The sequence below is a fragment of the Acidovorax delafieldii genome (assembly GCF_007993815.1).
Classification (GTDB): Bacteria; Pseudomonadota; Gammaproteobacteria; order Burkholderiales; family Burkholderiaceae_C; genus Acidovorax; species Acidovorax delafieldii.
The window spans coordinates 1,302,971-1,327,011 of record NZ_VJWE01000011.1; the positions used below are offsets into that span (position 1 = coordinate 1,302,971).

23 protein-coding genes are annotated in these 24,041 nt (G+C 67.3%); 15 read left to right on the forward strand and 8 right to left on the reverse strand.

What is annotated here, in order from left to right; all coding sequences use genetic code 11:
• Positions 1-21: 21 nt before the first annotated feature.
• Both dprA and ATF69_RS08675 read right to left on the reverse strand, forming a co-directional pair.
• Positions 22-1,188, reverse strand: a complete 1,167-nt coding sequence (dprA, locus tag ATF69_RS08670; RefSeq protein ID WP_146870599.1) for a DNA-processing protein DprA — start codon at positions 1,186-1,188, stop codon at positions 22-24.
• A gap of 79 nt (positions 1,189-1,267) precedes the next feature.
• A complete protein-coding gene (locus tag ATF69_RS08675; protein ID WP_082564861.1) occupies positions 1,268-2,470 on the reverse strand; it encodes a LysM peptidoglycan-binding domain-containing protein in 1,203 nt (400 codons plus the stop codon).
• A 199-nt stretch (positions 2,471-2,669) separates the two neighbouring features.
• On the opposite strand from ATF69_RS08675, the gene def reads away from it, so the two are divergent.
• From def to ATF69_RS08735, 12 genes are all read left to right on the forward strand, one after another.
• Positions 2,670-3,179, forward strand: a complete 510-nt coding sequence (gene def, locus ATF69_RS08680; RefSeq protein ID WP_056067873.1) for a peptide deformylase — start codon at positions 2,670-2,672, stop codon at positions 3,177-3,179.
• A complete protein-coding gene (locus ATF69_RS08685; RefSeq protein ID WP_146870600.1) occupies positions 3,179-3,685 on the forward strand; it encodes a hypothetical protein in 507 nt (168 codons plus the stop codon). The genes def and ATF69_RS08685 overlap by 1 nt, the downstream gene beginning before the upstream one ends.
• Before the next feature lie 62 nt (positions 3,686-3,747).
• Positions 3,748-4,722, forward strand: a complete 975-nt coding sequence (fmt, locus tag ATF69_RS08690; RefSeq protein WP_146870601.1) for a methionyl-tRNA formyltransferase — start codon at positions 3,748-3,750, stop codon at positions 4,720-4,722.
• 47 nt (positions 4,723-4,769) lie between these two features.
• Positions 4,770-5,543: an AzlC family ABC transporter permease gene (locus tag ATF69_RS08695; RefSeq protein ID WP_425291770.1), complete on the forward strand. Its 774-nt coding sequence runs from the start codon at positions 4,770-4,772 to the stop codon at positions 5,541-5,543.
• The gene (locus tag ATF69_RS08700) at positions 5,540-5,875 is read left to right on the forward strand and encodes an AzlD domain-containing protein (RefSeq protein ID WP_146870603.1); all 336 of its coding nucleotides are present in this window, start codon (positions 5,540-5,542) and stop codon (positions 5,873-5,875) included. Before ATF69_RS08695 ends, ATF69_RS08700 begins: the two co-directional genes overlap by 4 nt.
• Positions 5,876-5,958: 83 nt before the next feature.
• The gene (locus tag ATF69_RS08705) at positions 5,959-7,158 is read left to right on the forward strand and encodes a phosphoglycerate kinase (RefSeq protein WP_146870604.1); all 1,200 of its coding nucleotides are present in this window, start codon (positions 5,959-5,961) and stop codon (positions 7,156-7,158) included.
• Between the two features lie 216 nt (positions 7,159-7,374).
• Positions 7,375-8,061, forward strand: coding sequence for a hypothetical protein (locus ATF69_RS08710; RefSeq protein WP_056742898.1), 687 nt, complete (start codon positions 7,375-7,377; stop codon positions 8,059-8,061).
• Positions 8,058-8,615 (forward strand): FlgO family outer membrane protein, encoded by a 558-nt coding sequence (locus ATF69_RS08715; RefSeq protein WP_056742900.1) that lies wholly within the window; start codon positions 8,058-8,060, stop codon positions 8,613-8,615. Before ATF69_RS08710 ends, ATF69_RS08715 begins: the two co-directional genes overlap by 4 nt.
• 184 nt (positions 8,616-8,799) lie before the next feature.
• Complete coding sequence (pyrF, locus tag ATF69_RS08720) at positions 8,800-9,624, forward strand: orotidine-5'-phosphate decarboxylase (protein ID WP_116748285.1); 825 nt, start codon at positions 8,800-8,802, stop codon at positions 9,622-9,624.
• 99 nt (positions 9,625-9,723) lie between these two features.
• Complete coding sequence (locus ATF69_RS08725) at positions 9,724-10,623, forward strand: LysR family transcriptional regulator (protein ID WP_146870605.1); 900 nt, start codon at positions 9,724-9,726, stop codon at positions 10,621-10,623.
• Positions 10,624-10,792: 169 nt separating this feature from the next.
• A complete protein-coding gene (locus ATF69_RS08730) occupies positions 10,793-11,767 on the forward strand; it encodes a Bug family tripartite tricarboxylate transporter substrate binding protein (RefSeq protein ID WP_146870606.1) in 975 nt (324 codons plus the stop codon).
• Entirely contained in the window at positions 11,764-12,756 is a 993-nt protein-coding gene (locus tag ATF69_RS08735; protein ID WP_146870607.1) for a M14 family metallopeptidase, read from the forward strand. The genes ATF69_RS08730 and ATF69_RS08735 overlap by 4 nt, the downstream gene beginning before the upstream one ends.
• A gap of 48 nt (positions 12,757-12,804) precedes the next feature.
• Here the strand turns inward: ATF69_RS08735 and ATF69_RS08740 are convergent, their stop codons facing one another.
• Together ATF69_RS08740 and ATF69_RS08745 are read right to left on the reverse strand one after the other, a co-directional pair.
• Positions 12,805-13,776 (reverse strand): EamA family transporter, encoded by a 972-nt coding sequence (locus ATF69_RS08740; protein WP_146870608.1) that lies wholly within the window; start codon positions 13,774-13,776, stop codon positions 12,805-12,807.
• Complete coding sequence (locus ATF69_RS08745) at positions 13,773-14,213, reverse strand: acyl-CoA thioesterase (RefSeq protein ID WP_056742911.1); 441 nt, start codon at positions 14,211-14,213, stop codon at positions 13,773-13,775. Before ATF69_RS08745 ends, ATF69_RS08740 begins: the two co-directional genes overlap by 4 nt.
• A gap of 278 nt (positions 14,214-14,491) precedes the next feature.
• Between ATF69_RS08745 and ATF69_RS08750 the strand changes: the two genes are divergently transcribed.
• On the forward strand, positions 14,492-16,462 hold the full coding sequence (locus tag ATF69_RS08750; protein ID WP_146870609.1) for a methyl-accepting chemotaxis protein: 1,971 nt from the start codon (positions 14,492-14,494) through the stop codon (positions 16,460-16,462).
• Between the two features lie 101 nt (positions 16,463-16,563).
• Here the strand turns inward: ATF69_RS08750 and ATF69_RS08755 are convergent, their stop codons facing one another.
• Positions 16,564-16,941, reverse strand: a complete 378-nt coding sequence (locus tag ATF69_RS08755) for a DUF779 domain-containing protein (protein WP_146870610.1) — start codon at positions 16,939-16,941, stop codon at positions 16,564-16,566.
• Positions 16,942-17,122: 181 nt separating this feature from the next.
• Positions 17,123-18,646: an acetaldehyde dehydrogenase ExaC gene (gene exaC, locus ATF69_RS08760; protein WP_146870611.1), complete on the reverse strand. Its 1,524-nt coding sequence runs from the start codon at positions 18,644-18,646 to the stop codon at positions 17,123-17,125.
• Positions 18,647-18,958: 312 nt separating this feature from the next.
• Here exaC and ATF69_RS08765 point away from each other — a divergent pair, with 312 nt between their 5' ends.
• The gene (locus ATF69_RS08765) at positions 18,959-20,917 is read left to right on the forward strand and encodes a sigma-54-dependent Fis family transcriptional regulator (RefSeq protein ID WP_146870612.1); all 1,959 of its coding nucleotides are present in this window, start codon (positions 18,959-18,961) and stop codon (positions 20,915-20,917) included.
• A 142-nt stretch (positions 20,918-21,059) separates the two neighbouring features.
• On the opposite strand, the gene ATF69_RS08770 is transcribed toward ATF69_RS08765, so the two are convergent.
• Together ATF69_RS08770 and ompR are read right to left on the reverse strand one after the other, a co-directional pair.
• Positions 21,060-22,448, reverse strand: coding sequence for an ATP-binding protein (locus ATF69_RS08770; protein ID WP_146870613.1), 1,389 nt, complete (start codon positions 22,446-22,448; stop codon positions 21,060-21,062).
• Positions 22,445-23,209 carry an osmolarity response regulator transcription factor OmpR gene (gene ompR / locus ATF69_RS08775; protein ID WP_146870614.1) on the reverse strand — a complete coding sequence of 255 codons (765 nt, stop codon included), beginning with the start codon at positions 23,207-23,209 and terminating at the stop codon, positions 22,445-22,447. Before ompR ends, ATF69_RS08770 begins: the two co-directional genes overlap by 4 nt.
• 257 nt (positions 23,210-23,466) lie before the next feature.
• Between ompR and ATF69_RS08780 the strand changes: the two genes are divergently transcribed.
• Positions 23,467-24,039 carry a hypothetical protein gene (locus ATF69_RS08780; RefSeq protein WP_146870615.1) on the forward strand — a complete coding sequence of 191 codons (573 nt, stop codon included), beginning with the start codon at positions 23,467-23,469 and terminating at the stop codon, positions 24,037-24,039.
• The last annotated feature ends 2 nt before the right edge of the window (positions 24,040-24,041 follow it).

Genomic DNA, 24,041 nt, shown 5'->3' on the forward strand with positions numbered 1-24,041 from the left:
GGGCGATCACGCAGCGATCAGCTAGCCCCTGCCGACCCGCTGAAACACCCCCCCCGGCAACCGCGCAATGCTGCCATCGAGTTCCAGTTCCAGCAGGGCCACCTGCAAGGCCGATGCGCCCATGCCCGTGCGGGCGACCAGAGCATCCAGCCCCATGGGGTCGTAGCCCAAGGCGGCGAGCACGGGGTCTTCGGTGCCGTCCGATACAGTGACTCCCGCGGCGTTCGCGCCTTCGTGGGGCAGGCCGGACATAGTGGTGGCGGGGATCTTGAGTTCTTCCAGCACATCCTGGGCAGACTCCACCAGCTTGGCGCCTTGACGGATCAGCGCATGGCAGCCGCGTGACTGCGGTGCATGAATGGAACCTGGAATGGCAAACACTTCACGCCCCTGCTCGGCCGCCATGCGGGCTGTGATCAGCGAGCCCGATGCCAGTGCGGCTTCCACCACCAGCGTGCCCTGCGAGAGGCCCGAAATGATGCGGTTGCGTTTGGGAAAGTTGCCTGGCAGCGGTGGAGTGCCCAGGGGGTACTCGCTGACGATCAGTCCGTGTGCGGCAATGCGATGGGCCAGGTCCAAGTTCTTGCGCGGATACACGCGGTCGAGCCCGGTGCCTACCACGGCGATGGTGGCGGCCCTTGCGCAAGGGGGCGTCGCCGAGTCCAGCGCGCCTTCGTGGGCGGCAGCGTCTACCCCCAGCGCAAGCCCCGACACGATGGTCAAGCCTGCGCTGTGCAGCGCCCGGGCAAACAGGCGAGCGTTCTCGGCGCCCTGGGCGGTGGGGTTGCGGCTCCCGACCACAGCGAGACACCGATCACTGGGAAAAGGCTGGTCCTCCAGCAGTGATGCCGGGCCCATGAGGTAGAGCAGCAGCGGTGGGTCTTCCGTGTCCAGCAAGGCCTGCGGATAACGCAGGTCGCCCAGGCTCACGATGGCGCGCGCGGGGCCTTGGGGCACAGCACTGGCAAGCCATTGGGCGGTGGTCTGCCACAGGGCTTCCCACCCCTGCGGAATCTCGCGCAACGCCTTGGCCTGCGCGGCGGGCACACAGAGTTGCAGGGCGGCTTCGGTCTGCTGAAAGATGGATTGCGGCAAGCCAAAGCGTGCCAGCAGACGCCGCGCGGCCCCGTTGCCAATGCCTAGCGTCAAGGTCAGCCGCAGCCAGGCGCCGAGTTCGTCGTGGTCCATGGATACCAGTACGGCGCGGCAACGTCACTACCGCAGCGCAGGAGCCCCGCGCGGCGATACGTACTACCGGCCCTGAGCGTTACTTGGGGTTGACCAAGCGGTCGCCGACGCGCACACCGTTGCGGATTTCCAGCAGCAGCACATAGGACACGCGCTCGAAGGTGCGGAACACCATGGCCGTGCCGTTGATTTCACTGGGCAGCTTGACCATCGCCTTCTTGTCGTCCGTCATGTCCTTGATGCGGTCACCCTTGGTCAGCAGGCTGAGCACATGGCCAGGCTCCAGTCCGTCCTGCGAACCCATGTTGATGGCTACCACCTGATTCTGACCCGCGTAGGCCACTGCAGAGCTGCCATAGATGGATACTACGCGCGCATCGACCTCGATCTGGGGCGCTCGCGGGGTGAAACTCATGAAGGGTCGGGCCGGTGCTGGCAGGAGGCGGTCTCCCGCGCGCACGTCCTCCTTGGTGGCTGAGAGATCCACGGTGGCAGGGATATATTCCGCCGTGTATCCGCCCTTGCCATTCGGAATCTCCTCAAACGACTCGCCGCGCACCAGTTCCGCCTTGCCCAGGTACTGGGCCTCATAGCCCAGCACCTCGCCTGAGATAGGATCCTTGAGGGCTACGGCATTGCGAAACACGCGGTAGTAACGGGGCTCGCCCGCTTCGGCCAGCATGGGCGCCGTCGCATCTCCACGCACATAGGCGCGGTCGCCGGCCGCCATCAACACGCGCTCGTCGGTTGTTGCGATCACGCGTGGGGCGCGCAACAGCACTTGCTCGTCCACCACGAGGGGCTCGACCAGGAAGGGCTCGATGAGGTGCTGCTTGAGTGTGGGCAGCGCCGAATCAGCGAGGCTATCGCTGCGCGTGCGGGGCGAGATGCGCACGGTTTCGGGTTCGCTAGAGCGGCTGGTGCTCAGCCGGGCATAACCGTCTTCCTTGATCAGGTACAGGGTTTGGCCCGGGAAGATCAGGTGCGGGTTGGGAATGGCTTTGAGGTTCATGCCCCAGAGCTCGGGCCAGCGCCATGGGCGCTTGAGATACATGCCCGAAATGCCCCAGAGCGTGTCGCCCCGCTTCACGGTGTAGGTGTCTGGGGCGTTGGGCGCCAGCTCCTCCAGCGGTACACCCCGCTCGGACACCTGCTGCGCTGTGGCGCGCTGGCCGCTGGAGATGGGGTAATTCTGCGCCTGGGCCGGCATGACCAGCAGGGCGCCAGCAATGATCGTGAGCGCGCCCAGGGCGGTCCGCCGCACGCTGGTGAATGCCGTCATGTTGTTCCTTTTCTCATGCATTGGGAAACGCCCCCTCGCTGGCACCTCGGCGCACAAAGCAGGCGTGCGGCCGGGCAAATACGTTACAAAGCTTCTTAGATTCTCTGCTCAAGCCCTTGATTCGGCAACGATTATTGGCTCGCAAGGCGGCAGTAGGCCGCAAAAGTGGCGAAAATAGCGACATCTCTTACCTGCAGCCATGGCAATCCTTCCCATTCTCTGTTACCCGGACCCCCGGCTTCACAAGGTCGCCCGCCCCGTCCAGGCGGTGGACGACCGCATTCGCACGCTGGTGGCCGACATGCTGGCCACAATGTACGACGCGCACGGCATTGGCCTGGCGGCCACCCAGGTGGATGTGCATGAGCGGCTGGTGGTCATCGACGTGTCGGAGGAGCGCGACCAGCCCCTGGTACTGATCAACCCCGAGCTGGTCTGGACCAGCGCCGAAAAGCACCTGAACGAAGAAGGCTGCCTCTCGGTGCCTGGCATTTATGACGGCGTGGAGCGTTTTGACGCGGTGCATGTGCGCGCGCTGGACGCTCAGGGCCAGTCCCGCGTCATCGAGGCCGACGGACTGCTGGCGGTTTGCATCCAGCACGAGATGGACCACCTGATGGGCAAGGTGTTTGTGGAATACCTCTCTCCCCTCAAGCGCAACCGCATCAAGACCAAGATGGTCAAGCAGCAGCGGGAGGCGCGCGGGTGATGCGCGCAGCGCTCTGCGTCCGCTGGGGCGTCAGAGTGCTGGCGCTGGTGGCGCTGGCTTGCCAGTTGGCGGGCTGTGTGCTGCCGGCCCGTGAACGGCCAGGCACGTTGCGGGCCGAAGTGATCGCTCGCCTGGGCCCGCCAACCGCCACGATAGCGCTGCCCTCTGGCGAGCGGCTGCTGTACTCGGAATTACCCGCCGGGTTTGCCGCCTACAACCTCGACTTTGATGCCATTGGCCGGCTGGTGCGCAACGAGCAGGTGCTCACGCAGCAGCGATTCGAGAACCTGCCCGTGGGCACCTGGACCCGTGCCGACCTGCAAAACACCTTCGGAATGCCCTTGCGTGTCGAGCAGGTGGCGCGCTTTGATGGTGATATCTGGACCTACCGCTTCCGGCAGAACTCGGACCTGCGACAGGCCCATGTGCACCTGGATCGCCAAGGGGTGGTGCGCCAGGTGTTGTTCACCGATGAACTGCCGAATTTTGACAACGCGCGCGATTGACTGGATGGGTGGTCCCGCTGGGCCACTGAGTCCCGCGCCCACCTGAGCCGCTATCTGCTTTCATGAGAGTCATTTTTGCTGGTACCCCCGAATTCGCCCGTGTGGCCCTGGAACGGCTGTTGTCTGCAGGCTTCACCGTTCCACTGGTCCTGACGCAACCGGATCGCCCCGCTGGCCGTGGCATGAAGCTGCAGGCTTCGCCTGTGAAGCAATGCGCACTGGAGCATGGCATTGCTGTCGCACAGCCCCGCAGCCTGCGCCTGGATGGCAAATACCCCGAGGATGCCGCTGCAGCGCGCGAAGCCTTACTCGCAGCCCAGGCCGATGTGATGGTGGTGGCCGCCTACGGGTTGATCCTGCCGCAGTGGACCCTGGATCTACCGCGCCTGGGCTGCCTGAACATCCACGCGAGCCTGCTGCCGCGCTGGCGCGGCGCCGCCCCCATTCACCGCGCTATCGAGGCAGGCGATGCCGAAACCGGCGTCACCATCATGCAGATGGATGCAGGGCTGGACACCGGCGACATGCTGCTGACCGAGCGCCTGCCTATTGCCCCGGGCGATACGACAGCCACCCTGCACGACCGCCTGGCCGCGCTGGGCGGTCGCATGATCGTCGAGGCGCTGGAGCTGGCCGCCTGCGGTGGCCTCACTGCCGTGCCGCAACCGGCAGACGGCATCACCTACGCCCACAAGATCGAAAAGGCCGAGAGCACGATCGACTGGACACTGCCTGCCGCAGTCATTGGCCAGCGCATTCGCGCGTTCGATCCCTTCCCGGGGGCCAGCACCGAGTGCAACGGCGAGACGATCAAGATCTGGAACTATGCGATTGATAGCGTTCAAGGCATATCCGATCAGCGCTCCGGGCAGATTTTGGCTGCGGATGGCGCGGGAGTGACCGTCGCGTGCGGTAGCGGCACGGCGTTGCGCCTGACCACGCTGCAGCGGGCGGGTGGCAAGCGGCTGGCGGCGGCTGATTTCTTGCGCGGCTTTGACCTGCAGCCGGGCATGGTGCTGGGCGCAAACCCTGCATGAGCGTCTCTGCTGCGCTGGGCCGGACACTGCGCCACCCCTCCTTCCGAATGGCCGCCATCGACATGGCCGGTACCTCGCTGGGCATTGCAGCCTGGGGGCTGGTCACCGGGGTGGCCATGGTCAAAAGTGGCATGTCGGTCGGCATGGCCGTGTTCATGTCGCTGCTGGTGTATGCCGGCAGCGCCCAGCTCGCCGTCATTCCGCTGCTGTCCGTGGGCGCGCCGCTGTGGGTGGTGTGGCTCACGGCCGCCTGCGTCAACCTGCGGTTTGTGATTTTCAGCAGCATGTGGCGCAGCTACTTTGCGCACCTTCCGCTTCGCCAGCGCCTGGCCGTGGGGTATTTCAGCGGGGACGTGATCTATGTGGCGTTCATGAAGCGCTTTCCGGAACCCCGGCCGGCCCCAGAGCAGGTGCCGTATTTCTGGGGCGCGGCCTCCACCAACTGGCTGGCTTGGCAGGTGCCGTCCATCGCCGGCATCCTGCTGGCCAACGCGGTGCCCCTGTCCTGGGGGCTGGGTTTTGCGGGGGTGCTGGCCTTGCTGGGCGTGCTGCTGTCCCTGCTGTTCGACCGGGCCACCTGGCTCGCCACGGGCGTTGCAGCGACCGCGGCGATTGCTGCGTTTGCCTTGCCGCTCAAGCTCAACATCCTGGTGGCGTTGGCGGCCGCCGTGGCCGCGGGACTGCTGATGGAGGCCGTGGACCGCCGCCGTCGCCAACCCGAGTTGCTGCTGGTGCCCGCTGACAGCGTCATGCCGTCCGAGGAGCGCGAGCATGTCGAGGCGGGCGATGTGGTGCCGCTGCGCGAGGAACGCCACCCATGAGCTGGTCCTGGATCTATCCCTTGCTGGCCACTGTGGGCCTGGCGGTGATCACGGTGGTGTCGCGCTCCTTCTTCATGATCCCGGAGCGTGAGCTGCCCCTGCCCGACTGGCTCAAGCGGGGCCTTAAATATGCCCCGCTGGCCGCGCTCACCGCCGTCATCGCGCCCGAGATCCTCATGGTGCAGGGTGAGTTGATCGACTCCTTCATGGACGCGCGCCTGCCGGCCGTGCTGTTCGCCAGCGCGTATTACTTCTGGCGGCGGGGCATTCTGGGCACCATTCTGGTGGGCATGGCGGTGTATCTGCCACTGCACATCGGCTGGGGTTGGTAGGTGCTGGCGGCGGGCGGCCGCGTCAGCAGGGCCGCCTAAAATGGCGCCCCTGATCCACCGGCCCCTCCAGGAAACCTCCCTCCATGAACATCCTTCGCTTTTCCGATCTGTGCGCCCAGGGCAAGGCCCGCAACCAGCGCGTTTTCATCCGCGCTGACCTGAACGTGCCGCAAGACGATGCTGGCAACATCACCGAAGACACCCGCATCCGTGCCTCCATTCCCGCGATCCGCATGGCGCTGGACGCAGGTGCTGCCGTCATGGTCACCAGCCACCTGGGCCGCCCGACCGAAGGCGAATTCAAGCCCGAAGATTCGTTGGCCCCTGTTGCAAAGCGCATGGCCGAGCTGCTGGGCCGTGATGTGCCGCTGGTTGCCAACTGGGTGGACGGCGTGCAAGTGGCCCCCGGCCAGATCGTGCTGCTGGAAAACTGCCGCCTGAACGTGGGCGAGAAGAAAAACAAAGAGGAGCTGGCACGCAAGATGGCCGCGCTGTGCGACATCTTCGTGAACGACGCGTTTGGCACCGCCCACCGCGCCGAAGGCACCACCTACGGCATCGCGCAGTACGCCCCCATTGCCTGCGCCGGCCCGCTGCTGTCGGCCGAGATTGATGCCCTGACCAAGGCCCTGGCCCATCCTCAGCGCCCGCTGGCGGCCATCGTGGCGGGCTCCAAGGTGTCCACCAAGCTCACCATCCTGCAAAGCCTGGCCGACAAGGTGGACCAGCTCATCGTGGGCGGCGGCATTGCCAACACCTTCATGCTGGCGGCGGGCCTGCCCATCGGCAAGAGCCTGGCAGAGCCCGATCTGCTGGACGCCGCCAAGTCCGTGATGGCTGCCATGAAGGCGCGTGGCGCCGAGGTGCCGATCCCCACCGACGTGGTCGTGGCCAAGACCTTTGCTGCGGATGCTCCCGCCACTGTGAAGGCGGCCACCGACGTGGCTGCTGACGACATGATCCTGGACATCGGCCCCGAGACGGCTGCCCGCCTCGCGGCCCAGCTCAAGTCTGCTGGCACCATCGTCTGGAATGGCCCCGTGGGCGTGTTCGAGTTTGCTGCCTTTGAGAACGGTACCAAGCAACTCGCCAAGGCGATTGCCGAATCCTCGGCCTTCAGTATCGCGGGTGGTGGCGACACGCTGGCCGCCATTGCCAAGTACGGCATCGACAAACAGGTGGGTTACATCTCCACCGGTGGCGGTGCTTTCCTGGAAGTGCTGGAAGGCAAAAAGCTGCCCGCTTTCGACATCCTAGAGCAGCGCGCAGCCGCTTCCGTGTAAGCAAATGCAAGGCGGGCCACCGCAAAGGTGGCTCTGCCTGCTTACACGCCTTGCATCGGCACACAACTGTGACCAAAAACAACGAACTGTGTACGCCGGAGCGTAGTTAGCGTAATTTTTTCTTGTTTTTGTTGAGGATACCGCCCAGAATTATTTTTCAATCGTGCGGGTCGCATCTGTTCGGATCCTCGCAAATTCAGTCCGTAGGAGGGAATCATGTCGTTTTCAAAGGCAATCAGCTTGGCCGTGCTGGCTGGCGCTGTGGCAACTTTGGTGGGGTGCGCACAGAGGGCGCCTATTCCCGTCGCGGAAAATTTCGAGTACACCTCGCAGCCCAAGGTTCGCTCCGCCGGACATTGGGACCTGGTCTCGCGCGATGTGGTCAATCAGACGCTGAGCACGCTGGACAAGGCCGGCGTGGCCCCCAACACCCCCCTGCATGTGTCATTGCCCGCCAATGCCACGCAGTTTGAAACCGCCTTCCGCGAGTTCCTGATCACCAAACTGGTCCAGAACGGCGCCGTGGTGCAGCAGAACCTGGGCCAGGCCCTGGAGGTCTCCTACGGTATCCAGGTCGTGCGTCACAACAGCGACCGCCCGCATTTCATCCCTGGGCAGTTCACCATGCTGGCTGCAGGCCTGTTTGCCGCCTACGGCCTGCGCCATGAGCACATCGACGCCCAGCTGGCCGCTGGCCTGGGTCTGACCCTCGCCGCCGACTATGCCAACAGCATCAACTCTGGTGGCCCGACCAACACCGAGCTGATCCTGACCACCACCGTCACGCGTGGCGGCCAGTACCTGGCTCGCAAGACCGACGTGTACTACCTGGAAAACGCTGACACCCCATTGTTCACGCGCCCCTCGTACAAGAACGTCAACATGAAGGTTGTCTCGCAATGAAAACCCCCGCACTTCTTCTGACGGTGCTGGCCGGCGTGGTGCTGGCCGGTTGCGCCAACAACGCTGCTCCGGTGCGCGTCGAGCCCACCTACCAGGAAGCCGCCAGCAGCCAGTTCATCCAGAGCAGCCGCGACGCGGTGACCAAGCTGACCACCGGTTTCGACATGAACTCGCTGGGTGGCGGGCCCGTGCTCGTGGCCACCGTGGTCAATGTCAACGACCTCAGCCGCGCCGCCCCGTTGGGCCGCACGTTGTCCGAGCAGTACGCCACCAGCATGGCGGCCAGCGGCTTCAACGTGAAGGAAATCAAGCTGCGCGGTGACGTGTTCGTGCGCGAAGGCCAGGGCGAGCTGCTGCTGTCGCGTGAGATCAAGGACATTGCCCGCAACCACAACGCCTCGCTGGTGCTGGTGGGCACCTACTCAGCGGCTGCCAACTACACCTACGTGAGCCTGAAGCTGGTGCGCACCGAAGACAGCCGCATCGTGCGTGGCTACGACTACGCGCTGCCCAACGACCGCGACGTGCAACGCCTGCTGGCTGTGCCCCGCTGATCTTTCGTTCTCACCAGGGACTTGTTGCTCCCTGTTCTACCGCAAAAGGCCGTCTCGACGGCCTTTTTTGTTGTCCGGTGGCACGCCCCGGTGTGCCTTAAATCTCCACTGCACAGCGCCTCTCCTTGACGATCACGGTCCCCGGCGGGGGCATCCCGTGCCCACCCACCTAAAATCACGCCCCATGAACTTCACCGACATGCTGCGCGACGCCACGGCACAGAACAACTCCCTGCTGTGCGTGGGCCTGGACCCTGAACCCACGCGGTTTCCCGCCGCGATGCAGGGCGACCCCCGCAAGATCTATGACTTTTGCGCGGCCATCGTGGACGCCACCGCCGACCTGGTGTGTGCCTTCAAGCCACAGATCGCCTACTTTGCCGCGCATGGTGCCGAGGACCAGCTCGAGCGCCTGATGCAGCACATGCGGGCCAACGCACCGCAGGTGCCGGTGATCCTGGACGCCAAGCGCGGCGACATCGGCTCCACGGCCGAGCAGTACGCCAAGGAGGCCTTCGAGCGCTACGGTGCCGATGCCGTCACGCTGTCGCCCTTCATGGGCTTCGACTCCATCGAGCCCTATCTGGCCTACCACGGCAAGGGCGCGTTTTTGCTCTGCCGCACCTCCAACCCCGGCGGCGACGACCTGCAGACCCAGCGCCTGGCCAGCGTCGAGGGCCAGCCGCTCATGTACGAGCATGTGGCGCGTCTGGCGCAAGGCCCCTGGAACAAGAATGGCCAGCTCGGCCTGGTGGTGGGCGCCACCTACCCGCAGGAGATCGAGCGCGTGCGTGCCATCGCGCCCACGCTGCCGCTGCTGATTCCAGGCGTGGGTGCCCAGGGTGGTGATGCCGCCGCCACCGTGCGCGCCGGGCTGCGCAGTGACGGGCCGATCATCGTGAACTCGTCGCGGGCCATTCTCTACGCGTCCAAAGGGGAGGACTTTGCTGCGGCCGCGCGTGCAGAAGCCATGCGCACCCGAGGCGTTCTGGAAGCTGCCCGGGGCTGAGCCCTCTCACTCCGACCGCGGTGTCTGGTCCTACAACGGGGCCGGCACAGCCCGGGCACCAGCCCACCGACCGGACAGCCGCCCCTTCAGGAGCCGACGATGCAGTTGAAATGGCTGGAAGACTTCATCGTGCTGGCGCAGGAGCGCAGCTTCACCCGCGCGGCGGAGCTGCGGCATGTCACCCACCCCGCGTTTGGCCGCCGCATTCGTGCGCTGGAAGCCTGGGCTGGCACGCCACTAGTGGAGCGCGGCAGCGGTGGCCCGGTCACCCTCACACCTGCGGGGCAGAGTTTTCTGGAGACCGCCGGCCACCTGGCCCGCAGCCTCACCCAGTCGCACGAGGAGCTGCAAAGCCTGGCCGGGCGGCAGGCCCGCACCGTGACCCTGGCCACGGGCCGTACCTTGGCGCGCACCGTGGTGGCCGACTGGCTGGTGCGCCTGCAGCCCATTTTGCAAGGCGGCGAGCTGTGCATTCGCACCCGGGCGCTGGCCGACACCGTGGGCATGCTGGAGCGCAACGAGGCCGATTTTTCGCTCGTGTACCACCACCCGGCTTTGGCCATCCGTCTCGATGCGCGGCAGTTCACGCACCTGACGGTGGCTTCCGACCGGCTGGTGCCCGTCTCGCGCGCCACGGCGCAGGGGCAGGCGTTGCACCGGTTCGGGCCCGACGCCACGCGGGTGCCGTACCTGGCCTACGCGCCCCAGCTGGCCCTAGGGCGGCTGGTGGAAGACCACTTGGCGCACAACCCCCATGCGCCCCGGCTGCAGCGCGTGGTGGAGTGCGACTCGGCCGACGCCCACTACGAATACGTGCAAAAAGGCCTGGGCGTTGCGTGGCTGCCCTGGTCCATGGTGTTTGCCGACTGCAAGGCCCAGCGGCTCGCGCTGGCGGGTGATTCCCGCATGGAGGTGCGTTTTGACGTGCGCCTGTACCGCCCCAAGCGCCGCCTGGGGCCGCTGGCCGAGGCACTGTGGAAGGCCCTGGCGCAGCGCTGATGAGTGTGTGTCCACGGGGAGAGACCTGCGGGTTTCCCCGTGGCAGGCATCGCGAATCAGCACGACCTGGTGCCGTTTTGGCACCAACAGCCAAGAGCCGGTTTTTCACAATCCAATCCATACCTCACCCGCCCCATTCAGCCCCACGCCTTTGCCAAGGAGTTTCACCATGACCACCGTCCACCCCTTGCGCCGTGCTGCACTGCTGTGCGGCCTGGCCGTCCTCGCTGCCCCTGCCATCGCCCAAGACGCCTACCCCAGCAAGCCCATCACCATCGTGGTGGGCTATCCGCCCGGCGGCAGCACCGACCTGACCGCACGCACGGTGGCCACCGAACTGGGCAACAAGCTTGGCGTGCCGGTGGTGATCGAGAACCTGGGCGGTGCCGGTGGCGCGATCGGCGCGCAGAAGGTGGCCAACGCCGCACCTGACGGCTACACCCTGCTGGTGGGCGCCAACAACGAGATCGCCATCAACAAGCTCGTGACCAAGAAGGTCAAGTACGACATCAAGGACTTCACCGCCATCGGCCTCATTGCCTCCCAGCCGCTGGTGCTGGTGGCCTCCACCGGCGCGGGCGTCAAGAACATGGCGGAGTTCACGCAGAAGGTGTCCAAGAACCCCGGCAAGTTCAGCTACGGCAGCTCGGGCGTGGGCACGGCGCTGCACCTGGCGGGCGAGGCCGTGAAGGAGCAGGGCAAGCTGTTCATGACGCACATCCCCTACCGAGGCGTGGCGCCGCTCACCAGCGACCTCATGGGCAACAACCTGGAGTACGGCGTGTTCGTGCTCTCCAGCGGCCTGCCGCACATCAAGAGCGGCAAGGTGATTGCACTGGGCACCACCGAGGCCAAGCGCTCTGCCACCACACCCGACATCCCGGCGCTGGCCGAGTCGCCGCAGTACAAGAACGTGGACATCAGCGTGTGGTTTGCGCTCATGGCGCCTGCCAACCTGCCCAAGCCGGTGACCGACAAGCTCAAGAAGGCGCTGGCCGACAGCCTGCAATCGCCGGACTTCCGCAAGAAGATGGAGGCCAGTGGCTCCACCGTGGCCTCGCCCACCGTCAACATCGACCAGTTCCTGGTCACGGAAGTGGCCAAGTACAAGAAGATTGTTGAATTCGCCAAGATCGAAGAATGAGCAGCAGCACTCTTCCCCCCACATCCGTGCAACCCCTGGTGTTTGCGCTGCCCGCTCCCGACATCGGCGCCTGGCGTGCAGGCAACACCGGCACCGAAGGCGTGTGGCACTTCGACTCGGGCCGGCCCGGCCGCCACGTGATGATCAGCGCCCTGGTGCATGGCAACGAGCTGTGCGGCGCCTGGGCGCTCAAAGGCCTGCTCGACGCCGGTGTGCGCCCGCAGCAGGGCACGCTCACGCTGGCGTTCTGCAACCTCGACGCCTTCGACCGGTTTGACTCTGGCAACCACGACGCCTCGCGCTTTACGGACGAAGACCTCAACCGCCAGTGGCTGGACGAGCGCATCGATGCGGCCAACACCAACGAGCGCCGCCGCGCCGCCGCGCTGCGCCCGTGGGTGGCGCAGGCCGACTGGCTGCTCGACATCCATTCCATGCACGAGCCCTCGGCGCCGCTGCTGCTCACCGGCATCCAGCCGCGCAACCTGGCGCTGGCGCGTGCCATGCGCTCGCCCGAACACATCGTGGTGGACGCCGGCCACAAGGACGGCGTGCGCATGCGCGACTACGGCCGGTTTGGCGACCTGGACGACAACGGCACCCGCTCGCTGCTCATCGAATGTGGCTTCCATGGCGACCCGGCCAGCCGCGCCGTGGCGCAGGACCAGTGTGTGCGCTTCATCGAGCAGTCTGGCGCCCTGAGCGCCGATGCGCTGGCGCAGCAGCTGCCCGGCTGGCGCCTGCCCGACGCACCGCGCCAGTGGGCGCTGGAGGTGACCGGCCCCGTGGTTGCCACCAGCAGCGCCTTCCGCTTCGTGGCTCCGTACACGGGCCTCGAAGTGTTCGAGAAGGCGGGCACGGTGATTGGCGACAACGACGGCGTGCCGGTGGTCACTCCGTACGACGACTGCGTGCTGGTCATGCCCTCGGTGCGCCAGGCGCGTGCCGGGGTGACCGTGGTGCGCTTTGCGCGGCGCCGGTTGCTGTAGGCAGTGCTGTCGTCGTTTGCTATCTAGTTGATAGCTACTAAGGCATGTTCAACCAGCGCTACCGGCCATTTTGGCTTGTAGTCGGGGCCCCAGCACCACACAGGCCAGCGCGGCCACCACCAGCGCAATGCCCGCCCACTGCCAGGGCGCCACGCCCTCGTCCAGCAGCAGCCAGCCTGCGGTGAGGCCCACCACCGGCACCGCCAGGCTGAAGGGCGCCACGCGGTTGGCGGGGTAGCGCTGCAGCAGGTTGGTCCACAGCGCGTAGCCCACGATGGTGGCGGCCCAGCCCAGGTAGGCCACGGCGGCCCATGACAGCAGCGGCACGCTGGCCAGCGTCTGCCACTGCAGCCAGCGCGCGGCGTCAGGGTCGAACAGGGCGGACAGCGCCATGAACGGCAGCACCGGCACCAGGCTGCTCCAGATCACAAAGGCCAACGGATCAAACCCCGGGCTGTGCTGCTGCGCCAGCCGCGCCACGATGTTGGACGACGCCCACATCGCCGCGCCACACAGCGTGAGCAGCAGGCCCGCCAGCGTGGTGGCTGCCGCCACCCCCATGCCCGACCCCGGACCCACATAGTTCATCGCAAAACACACCAGCCCCAGCGCGGCCAGCCCCATGCCCACGCGCAGCGGCAGCCCCGGCCGCTCGCGCAACAGCGCAAAGCCCAGCAGCGCCGTGAAGAACACCTGGGTTTGCAGCAGCACGCTGGCCAGCCCGGCCGTCATGCCCACCTTGAGCCCGATGAACAAAAAGCCGAACTGCCCAACGCCCTGGAACAAGCCGAACAGCAGCACCCAGCGCCAGTGCATGCGCGGCGGGCGCACCAGCAGCACCAGCGGCAGCGCTGCACACAGGTAGCGCGCGGCGCCCAGCTGGAAGGGGCTGAAGCTGCGCAGCCCCCACTTCATCGCCACAAAGTTCACGCCCCAGAGGATCACCACCACCAGCGCCGCGAGCAGGTCGCGCGCACGCAGCGGGCTGGTCGCGGGTGCGGCCTGTGCAGCGCCGCTCATTGCGCCGCGCGCGCTGCGTCGATGTGGGCCTTCACGCGCTGGGCCAGCGCAATGTCGCCGGGGGTCTCGGGGCTCCATTTGTCCACGGTGCGCGGCTGGTCGCTGGCATCCACGGCGGTGTACACGGCCACGCAGTGCACCACATCCTCCAGCGGCGCGCCGTGTACGGCGCCGCTGCGCACCTCCACCGCCAGGCACATGCTGGTATCGGTGGTGTAAGCCAGGCGCGCGTGCACCTCGACCAGATTGCCCGGCCGGATAGGGCGCACAAAGTGGGCTCCGCCCACAAACTCGGTCACGCAATCTCCTTGGGCCCAGGCGCTGGCGCAGGCAAATCCAGCCTCATCCACCCAGCGCAGCACCGTGCCACCGGGTACGCGGCCCGCCTGGGGCAGGGTCGTCTGGGACGCCAGGAAGCGCAGGGTGATCGAGTGCATGCCAGGGGCTCCAAAGGATGGGGAAGCGTTCATTATTCTCCAGCGCCCCGGCCGGTGCAGCCTCCCCCATACCGGCACGCAGGCCAGTGCACGCCGTCAAGCCACGGGGGCGAAGCTCTGCGTGACTTGACCTGAGTCAAAACCCTACTGTGGACACGTCCCTACATTGCGGGACATTCCGTTCGGCCCTCAGGAGGGCCGCCCTCCAGTCGGCGGTGCCGACACCCGCCCCTGGGGCCTACTCTAAAGCGCACGCCGCGTTGCCTGCGCCCACTGCCATGTCATTGCTTCACCGGTTGAACCTGCTCGAAAAATTCCTCATCCTGGGGACCATCGGGCTCATGATGAGCGCCTTGCCCACCTACCTGGTGGTGCGCGACTCCCTCCACGCCATCGACCATGCGCGCCTGGAGGCGCAGGGCGTGGCCCCCGCCCAGGCACTCACGCACCTGGTGCAGCGCATGCAGGTGCACCGGGGCCTGTCGGTGGGCATGCTGGGCGGTGACGAGTCGCTGGCCGCGCGCCGCCCCGCCGCGCGCGATGCGGTCAACACCGCCCTGGACGACGTGAGCGCCCGCTTTGTCGCCGCCAAGGTGCCTGCGGCGCAGATGGCGGCCTGGACCCAGGCGCAGCAGACCTGGCGCACCCTGGAGCAGGCCGTGGCCGCGCGCAGCATTGAACAGGTGCAAAGCACCGCGCAGCACACCCAGCTCATCGCAACGCTGCTGCAGCTCAACGAGGCGCTGGTGCATGCCTATGGCCTGCAGATCGACCCCGAGGCCGACACCCACGCGCTGGTGCAGGCGTCGCTGGCCCAAGCCCCCATGCTGGGGGAAAAGCTGGGCATGCTGCGCGCCCAGGGCGCCAGCGCCTTGGGCAAGCGCGAGCTCACGCCCCAGGGCAAGGGCCAGCTGCTGGTGCTGCAGCAGCGCGTGGCCGAGCTGCAGGGCGACACCTTCCGGGGGCTGGACCGCGCTTTGCAGGGCAATGCCGAGCTGCAGCGCGCGCTGGGCAGCAGCGTGCAGGCCGTGCAAGGGCAGATCCAGCAGTCGCTGCAGATGGTGGAGCGCGACATCCTCAACGCCACGGACCTGCAGCTGCCGTCCAAGGATTACTTTGACGCGTTCACCCGCACCATCGAGGCGCTGAACGCGCTCAACAACCTGTCGATGACCAGCCTGGACCAGGCGCTGCAGGCGCGCGTGGCGGGGCTGCAGCGCAACCTGCTGTGGGTGGCGCTGGCCCTGGTCATCACGCTGTCGGCCACCAGTGCGATGGCGCTGGTGTTCGTGCGCTCCATGACCGGGCCGCTGTCGCAGGCCGTGGCGCTGTCACGCGCCGTGGCGCAGGGAGACCTGAGCGGCGCCCCCATTGCCCATGGCACCAACGAGGTGGGTCAGTTGCTGGAGGCCTTGCAGCAGATGCGCACACAACTCACACAGGTGGTGCGCAACGTGCGCAGCGGGTCAGAAAGCGTGGCCACCGCCAGCGTGCAGATTGCCCAGGGCAACACCGACCTGTCGGCCCGCACCGAGAGCCAGGCCAGCGCGCTGGAAGAAACCGCCGCGTCCATGGAGCAGCTCAACGCCACCGTGCGCCAGAACGCCGACAGTGCCCAGCAGGCCAGCCAGCTGGCCGCCAATGCCAGCACCGTGGCCGTTCAGGGCGGTGAAGTGGTGGCGCAGGTGGTGGACACCATGCACGGCATCAACGCCTCGTCGCAGAAAATCTCCGACATCATCGGCGTGATCGACTCCATCGCGTTCCAGACCAACATCCTGGCGCTGAACGCTGCGGTGGAGGCGGCCCGCGCGGGCGAGCAAGGCCGGGGCTTTGCGGTGGTGGCGAGCGAGGTGCGCAGCCTGGCCGGGCGCAGTGCCGAGGCCGCGCGCGAGATCAAAACGCTCATCAGCGCCAGCGTGGAGCGCGTGGCCCAGGGCAGCGCCCTGGTGGACCGCGCCGGCGCCACGATGAGCGAGGTGGTGGGTGCCATCCGCCGCGTGACCGACATCGTGGGCGAGATCAGCGCTGCCAGCCACGAACAGTCCCTGGGCGTGGCCCAGGTGGGCGAGGCCGTGACACAGATGGACCAGGTCACCCAGCAGAACGCTGCACTGGTCGAAGAGATGGCCGCCGCCGCCAGTAGCCTCAAGAACCAGGCCGAAGACCTGGTGCAGGTGGTGTCGGTGTTCCGCCTGGGGGACGATGGCGGCGGGCGCACAGCCGCAGGCGCGCTACGAATTCAATAGCTGCGGCGGCATATTGCACTAGCGCTACCGGTCTGAATGACCCGAAATGCGCTGGAGCGGGCATGAAGGGGCGTCATGGAGGGCCGTACAGCCCCCGGGGTTCACACCGCAGGCCCGCGCGCAATGCCCAGTTCGGTCAGCTCGGCGTCGGTGAACACCCGCGAGCGCGTGTGAAAGGCCTTGCCCTCCGGCCCCTCCAGCGAAAACGTGCCGCCCGTGCCTTCGATCACATCGATGATGAGCTGCGTGTGCTTCCAGGTCTCGTACTGCGCGCGCCCGATGTAGAACGGGCAGCCACCGATGTCGCCCAGGTACACATCGCCTGCACCCATCGTGATCTCACCCGGCAGATAGCAGTTGGCTGCGCTGTTGTCGCAGCAGCCGCCACTCTGGTGAAACATGAGCGCAGGGCCATGCTTTGCTTGCAGAAAGGCCACAAGCTCCAGCGCGGCAGGGGTGGCGATGACTTTTTCGACCATGGTTGTCTCCAGCGTGCGATGCAAAAGAAGCGAAAAGCGGCGCGTTGGAACAACGCGCCGCCAGCAGCGTTTCCAGCGGTTCACAAACCGTCCCTGGCTAGGCGCCTCCGTCGCAGACAGTAGCAACGCTACGGCAAGACGGAGCAACGACGCCAGGGACGGTTTTTGAACCGCCACCCCATCAGAAGAAGCCGAGCTTGTTTTCGCTGTAGCTAACCAGCAGGTTCTTCGTTTGCTGGTAATGGTCCAACATCATCTTGTGCGTCTCACGTCCGATGCCCGACTCCTTGTAGCCACCAAACGCTGCGTGCGCGGGGTACGCGTGGTAGCAGTTGGTCCACACGCGCCCGGCCTTGATCGCGCGGCCCATGCGGTAGGCCACGTTGCCGTTGCGGCTCCACACGCCCGCACCCAGGCCGTACAGCGTGTCGTTGGCAATGGCCAGCGCTTCGGCCTCGTCCTTGAAGGTGGTCACGGCCAGCACGGGGCCGAAGATTTCCTCCTGGAAGATGCGCATCTTGTTGTGGCCCTTGAACAGCGTGGGCTGCACGTAGTAGCCGCCTTCCAGGTCGCCGCCCAGGTGGGCCTGACCGCCGCCAGCCAGCACTTCGGCGCCTTCCTGCTTGCCCAGGTCGAGGTAGCTCAGGATCTTGGTGAGCTGTTCCTTCGATGCCTGTGCGCCCATCATGCTGTCGGTGTCCAGCGGGTTCTGGTGCTTGATGGCGGCCACACGCTTGAGCACGCGCTCCATGAACTTGTCATAGATCGATTCCTGAATGAGTGCGCGCGATGGGCAGGTGCAGACCTCGCCCTGGTTGAACGCGAACAGCACCAGGCCTTCCACGGCCTTGTCCAAAAACGCATCGTCCTTGTCCATCACATCGGCAAAGAAGATGTTGGGGCTCTTGCCGCCCAGCTCCAGCGTGGCGGGGATCAGGTTGTTGGCGGCGGCCTGCGCGATCACGCGGCCGGTGCTGGTGGAGCCGGTGAACGCTATTTTTGCAATGCGCTTGCTCTGCGCCAGCGGCATGCCCGCCTCACGGCCAAAGCCGTTGACGATGTTGAGCACGCCGGGTGGCAGCAGGTCGGCAATCATCTCCACCAGGATGAGGATGGAGATGGGGGTGCTTTCTGCGGGTTTGAGCACAACGCAGTTGCCTGCGCCCAGGGCGGGCGCCAGCTTCCAGGCGGCCATCAGGATGGGGAAGTTCCACGGAATGATCTGGCCCACCACGCCCAGCGGCTCCTGGATGTGGTACGCCACCGTGTTCTCGTCGATGTTGGAGAGGGCGCCTTCTTGCGCACGCACGCAGCCCGCAAAGTAGCGGAAGTGGTCCACGGTGAGTGGAATGTCGGCGTTCAGCGTCTCGCGGATGGCCTTGCCGTTGTCCACGGTTTCGGCGTAGGCCAGGCGCTCCAGGTTTTCCTCGATGCGGTTGGCGATCTTGAGCAGGATGTTGGCGCGCGTGGCCGCATCGGCCTTGCCCCAGCTGTCTGCGGCGGCGTGGGCGGCGTCCAGTGCCAGTTCGATGTCTTCGGCGGTGGAGCGCGCGGCCTGGGTGTAAACCTTGCCGCTCACCGGCGTGATGACGTCAAAGTACTGGCCCTTGACGGGGGGCACGAATTTGCCGCCGATGAAGTTGTCGTAACGGGGCTTGTAGGTGATCTTGGCGCCAGCGGCGCCGGGGGCTGCGTACACGGTCATGGTGTTGTCTCCTGCGATGGTTGTGTGCATCGGGCGGTCTCTTTAGGCCTGTCCGATGCCAATCCCTTACTCAAAACACATGCCAGCAGGCCACGGCGCGCGAAGTGTTGATTTCATTGGATTTTTTCGGCAGCCCAGGGCGGACACCTGTTGCAGCCGCCCGCATCGCGGTGTGCCGGGCCGCGACACCTGTCACGAAATGGAACAGTTGGCACACCGCTTGCGCCCACACCCTTGCCCCGCGCCGTCGAGCCCGCCATACTGGCCCACACACCACAAGCGGGCCGCCCTGAGCCCGCACGGAGACAAAGCGTGCGCCCCAACACTTCCCCCGTCGCCCTGCGACAGGCTCGCCAGCACCTGCTGGACTCTGGCCAGTGCCCCAGCGGCCTGGTGGACGAGCGCCTGGCGCGCTCCTGGTCGCGCAGCATGGCGGCCGGCCTGCTGCCCACCGGGCGGCCGCAGGCCATCGACCACCCCAGCAGCGGCACGCTGCGCCAGGTGCTGGCCAGCAACCCTGAGCTGCTTGCGCATTCGCGGCCGGTGATGGAATACCTGTTCGAGCAAGTGCGCCACAGCCAGAGCGTGGTGGTGCTGGCCGACCGGCGCGGCATGCTCATGCACACGCTGGGCGATCCGTACTTTGTGGACAAGGCCGAGCGCGTGGCGCTGACCAGCGGTGCCTCCTGGCACGAGGCCCACCGGGGCACCAATGCCATCGGCACGGCGCTGGCCGAGGCCTGCGCGGTGGAGGTGCACGGCGGCGAGCATTTTCTGGAGCGCAACAACTTTCTCACCTGCGCGGCTTCGCCCATCCTGTCGGCCACGGGCGAGTTGCTGGGCATCCTCGACATCTCGGGCGACTACCGCCACGGCCACGCCCACACGCTGGGCCTGGTGAGCACGGCCGCCCGCATGATCGAAAACCGCCTGCTGGCGGCCACCTGCAAACGCAACATCCGGCTGCACCTGCACAGCGCGCCCGAGGGCATTGGCAGCGTGGCCGAGGGCATCGTGGCCGTGTCGGCCGATGGCTGGATCGTGGGCGCCAACCGCGTGGCCCTGGCGCAGCTGGGGCTGCACGCGGGCGACGTGGGCGCCACCTTGCTGGAGCGGGTGCTGGACGTGCGGCTGGATGAACTGCTCTCGCACCACAAGCGCCGCCCCCAGCAGCCGCAGGCTTTGCGCACACTGCAAGGCGCCTTGCTGTTTGCCCAGGTGCAGATGGACGCCGCGTGGGTCGCCACCCCCACACGGCCCACCGCTGCGGCGACTGCTGCGCCCCAGCAAGACGCCCTGGCCCGGCTGGACACCGGCGACGCGCGCTGGCGCGCCGCCGCAGACAAGGCGCGCCGCGTGGTGGGCAAACCGATTGCGGTGCTGGTGCAGGGCGAGTCGGGCGTGGGCAAGGAGGTGTTTGCGCGCGCGCTGCACGCCAGCGGCCCGCGCCGCGATGCGCCGTTTGTGGCCATCAACTGCGCGGCGATTCCCGAGCACCTGATCGAATCCGAACTCTTCGGCCATGTGGCCGGTGCCTTCACGGGCGCGCGCAAGGAGGGCCACCTGGGCCGCCTGCGCGAGGCCCATGGCGGCACGCTGTTTCTCGACGAAATCGGCGACATGCCGCTGGCCCTGCAGACCCGTCTGCTGCGTGTGCTGCAAGAGCGCAGCGTGACGCCCGTGGGCGCCAGCAAGGCCGTGCCGGTGGACTTTGCGCTGGTCTGCGCCACGCACAACCAGCTCATGCAGGCGGCGGAACAGGGGCGCTTTCGGCAAGACCTGTACTACCGCATCAACGGCCTCACGGTGCAGCTGCCCGCACTGCGCGAGCGCAGCGACTTTGTGGCGCTGCTGCAGCGCCTGCTGGCCGACCTGGCCACCGAGCAGGGCCTGGGTTTTGAGGTGCAGGTGGCGCCCGACCTGCTGGCCCGCCTGGCCGCCTACCCCTGGCCCGGCAACCTGCGCCAGCTGGCCAATGTGCTGCGCACCGCCTGCGCCATGCTGGCCGAGGGCGAAGACACCCTGGGCTGGGAGCACATGCCCGACGACCTGGTGCAGGCCCTCACGGCGGTGCCCGCCGGTCCGCGCAGCGATGCTGCAGCGGGCACTGGTGTGGACGGCTTGCCTGCCAGCCTGAGCCTGCAGCAGCTGTCCCAGGCCGCCATCGACCAGGCGCTGCAGGCTGCGCGCGGCAACATGTCGCAGGCCGCTCGCCAGCTGGGCATCAGCCGCCAGACGCTGTACCGCAAACTGAAGATGCCGGTGGCCTGAGGGTCTGCCGGACTTACTGAATTGCTATTCATTTGATAGCTGTTGCGGCATATCGCAATAGCGCTTGTGGCACTTTTGGCTGAATTTTCAGTGCGCAGCATGCCCAGGGCGTGCGCAGGGCACGTCGGGTGGCATCAACCTCTCAGGCCTGCCCGCCCCGTGGCAGCACCAGCCGCGCGCGCAGCCCCGCGCCCGGCGTGCTGAACAGCTCCAGCCGCCCGCCGTGGCTGCGCACCACGCGTTCCACGATGGCCAGGCCCAGCCCCGCGCCCGGCGTGCCCGAGCGTGCCGCGCCATCGCCGCGCGCAAAGGGCTGGCGGATGCGGTCCAGCTCTGCCGGTGCGATGCCGGGGCCCTGGTCCTGCACCTCCAGCCACACGCCGTCGGCATCCGCCCCCGTGCGCAGCAGCACCGGCGGCGTGCCGTGGCGCCAGGCGTTTTCCACCAGGTTGTCCAGCGCGCGGCGCAGGGCCTGGGGGCGCACCGGCACGTCGGGCAGCGTGCCCAGCGCCAGCCGCACGGTGCGCCCATGATCGGCCTGCGCCTCGGCCACGGCCTGGGCCAGGTCGTTGAGCGATGCCGGGGTGGGCACCTCGGCCTCGCCTGCGTTGGAACCGACCCGCGCAAACTGCAGGAACTGGCCCACGATGCCGTCCATCTCGTCGATGCTGCGCGCCATGCTCGCGGCCAGGGGGGCATCCACCTGTGCACCGGCAATCTCCACGCCCAGGCGCAGCTTGGTCAGCGGGGTGCGCAGGTCGTGCGACACACCGGCCAGCATCAGCGCGCGTTCCTGCTCGGCCGCGGCCAGGCTGTGCGCCATGTGGTTGAAGCTGCGGCCCACGGTGGCGATTTCTTCGGGTCCGTCTTCGGGCAGCGGTGCTGGGGGCTGGCCCTGCGCCAGCTGCCGGGCCGCCGCTACCACCTGCGCCAGTGGGCGGTTGATGTGCCGCTGCAGCCACCAGGCCCCCAGCAGCGCCAGCAGCATGCTGGCCAGCGTGGCGGCCAGCCAGGCGCCGGTGAACTCGCGCGTGGGGAACACGCTGGGCAGGTTCAACCAATAGGTCTCTGCCCCCTCCGACCCCTGGTGCACCACACGCAGGGCCAGCACGCCCGTGCTGTCGCGGCGCCATACGGGTTGCGATGTGTTTGTTGCCGCATCGTCCGCCTCCAGGCGGCGCGACACCGCCTGCACAAACTGCCGCTCCATGGGCGACAGCAGCGCACGCCGCGCAGCGTTCTCCGCTGCCACCGGTGGGGCCGACCGCACGGCCTGCTGGTTGAAGGCCTCGACAAATGCGGCCCGCTGTGCCGGGGGCAGCGCCTGCAGCCCTGCGCGCAGCGCGCCCACATTGCGCGCCACGCCATCGGCCACCTGTGCCACGCGGGGCTGAAAGATCATCTGCCGCACCAGCACGGCCGCCACCAGCTGGCCCAGCACGATGAGCACCGCCATCAGCAGCAGGTTGCGCCCGAGCAGGCTGCGCGGCCACCAGCCCCCGGCGGCCTGGTGTGTGGCGGAAGGTGTCATGCCTTGCCTCCGCCGCCCGGCGCTGCGCCATCGGGCACGAACACATAGCCCACGCCCCACACGGTGCGGATGTGGCGCGGCTGGGCAGGGTCGGCCTCGATGAGCTTGCGCAGGCGCATCACCTGCACATCGATGCTGCGGTCGGTGGCCGTGTGGTCGGGGCCATAGGCCAGTGCGATGAGCCGGTCGCGGCCCAGGGGCCGGTGCGGTTGCTGTGCCAGCGCCTGCAGCAGCGCGAATTCGCCCGTGGTCAGGGGCACGTCTTGCGCCCCTTGGCCGTCCTCGCCACCGTTGCGCTCCAGCCGGCGCTCGTCCAGCCACAGCGTGAATGCGCCAAACGCGATGTGCCCGCCCGTCTGGCGCGGCCCGGTGTGCGCACCCAGCAGGCGCTGGCGGCGCACCATGGCCTGGATGCGGGCCAGCAGCTCGCGCGGGTTGAAGGGCTTGGGCAGGTAGTCGTCGGCGCCCATCTCCAGGCCCACGATGCGGTCCACGGGGTCTCCCCTGGCCGTGAGCATCAGGATGGGAATGGTCTCGCCCTGCGCGCGCAGGCGGCGGCAGATCGACAGGCCATCCTCGCCCGGCATCATCACGTCGAGCACCAGCACATCAAAGCGCTCGCGCTGCAGCAGCACATCCAGCGGCCCGGCGCCCTCCACCGTGCGTACGCTGTAGCCCTGGTCGCTCAGGTAGCGCTGCAGCAGCGCACGCAGGTCGGGTTCGTCATCGGCGACCAGGATCTTGGCCAGGGCTTCCGTCATGGGGCGGTGTGTGGGTGTGGCAGCGGGTGGGTGCAGCCAAGGCTGCGTGCCAATGGTAGGGCCGAAAACACCGGGTGCCAGCGCGGGCAGGTGCTCCGGTGCATGACAACGCATGACACGTGCCGGTGGTTTGTCATGCTTTGTCATACATCGTGCATCGGGCGCCACAACTGGCTCATACCTGGTGGCCATAGTTCAGGCCAGAGCAGCACCCTGCTGCTCTGCACCCCCTGTTCTGTTGCAAGGAGCCGACCGCCATGTTCCCTTCCGTCCCGACACCGACCGCCCCCGTTGCCACTTACCGCGCCATGCTGCTGGCCGCCTTGGCCGTGGCGGCACTGTTGCTTCTGGTAGCCAACGATGCCAACGCACGCAGCCGCCACACGGTGGAGCACAACGCCGACGGCAGCACCACCGCCCGCACCGGCGTGGTCCGCGCAGCGCCGGGCGGTGGGGGCGTGCTGCGCGGCCGCAGCGTGTCCACCGACGGCCAGGGCCACGGCAGTGTGCGCAGCGGCGCTGCCGTGGTGGGCCCCAACGGCGCCATGGCGGTGCGCCAGGGCCAGAGCGCAAGGAATGCCGATGGCACGGCCAGCCACAGCAGCACCTTGGCCGCACAGGGCGACCGGGGCACGCTGCAGAGCACGGGCGCCGCCACGCGCAGCGCTGACGGCAGCGTGACCCAGGGCCGCACCACCACGGCCACCAGCGCAGCCACCGGCAACAGCGTGCAGACCAGCAGCTCGTACACCGCAGACACCGGCCGCACCCGCAGCGCCAGCTGCTTTGACTCCAGCGGCGCCCCGATGGCCTGCCCTGCGCGGCCCTGATC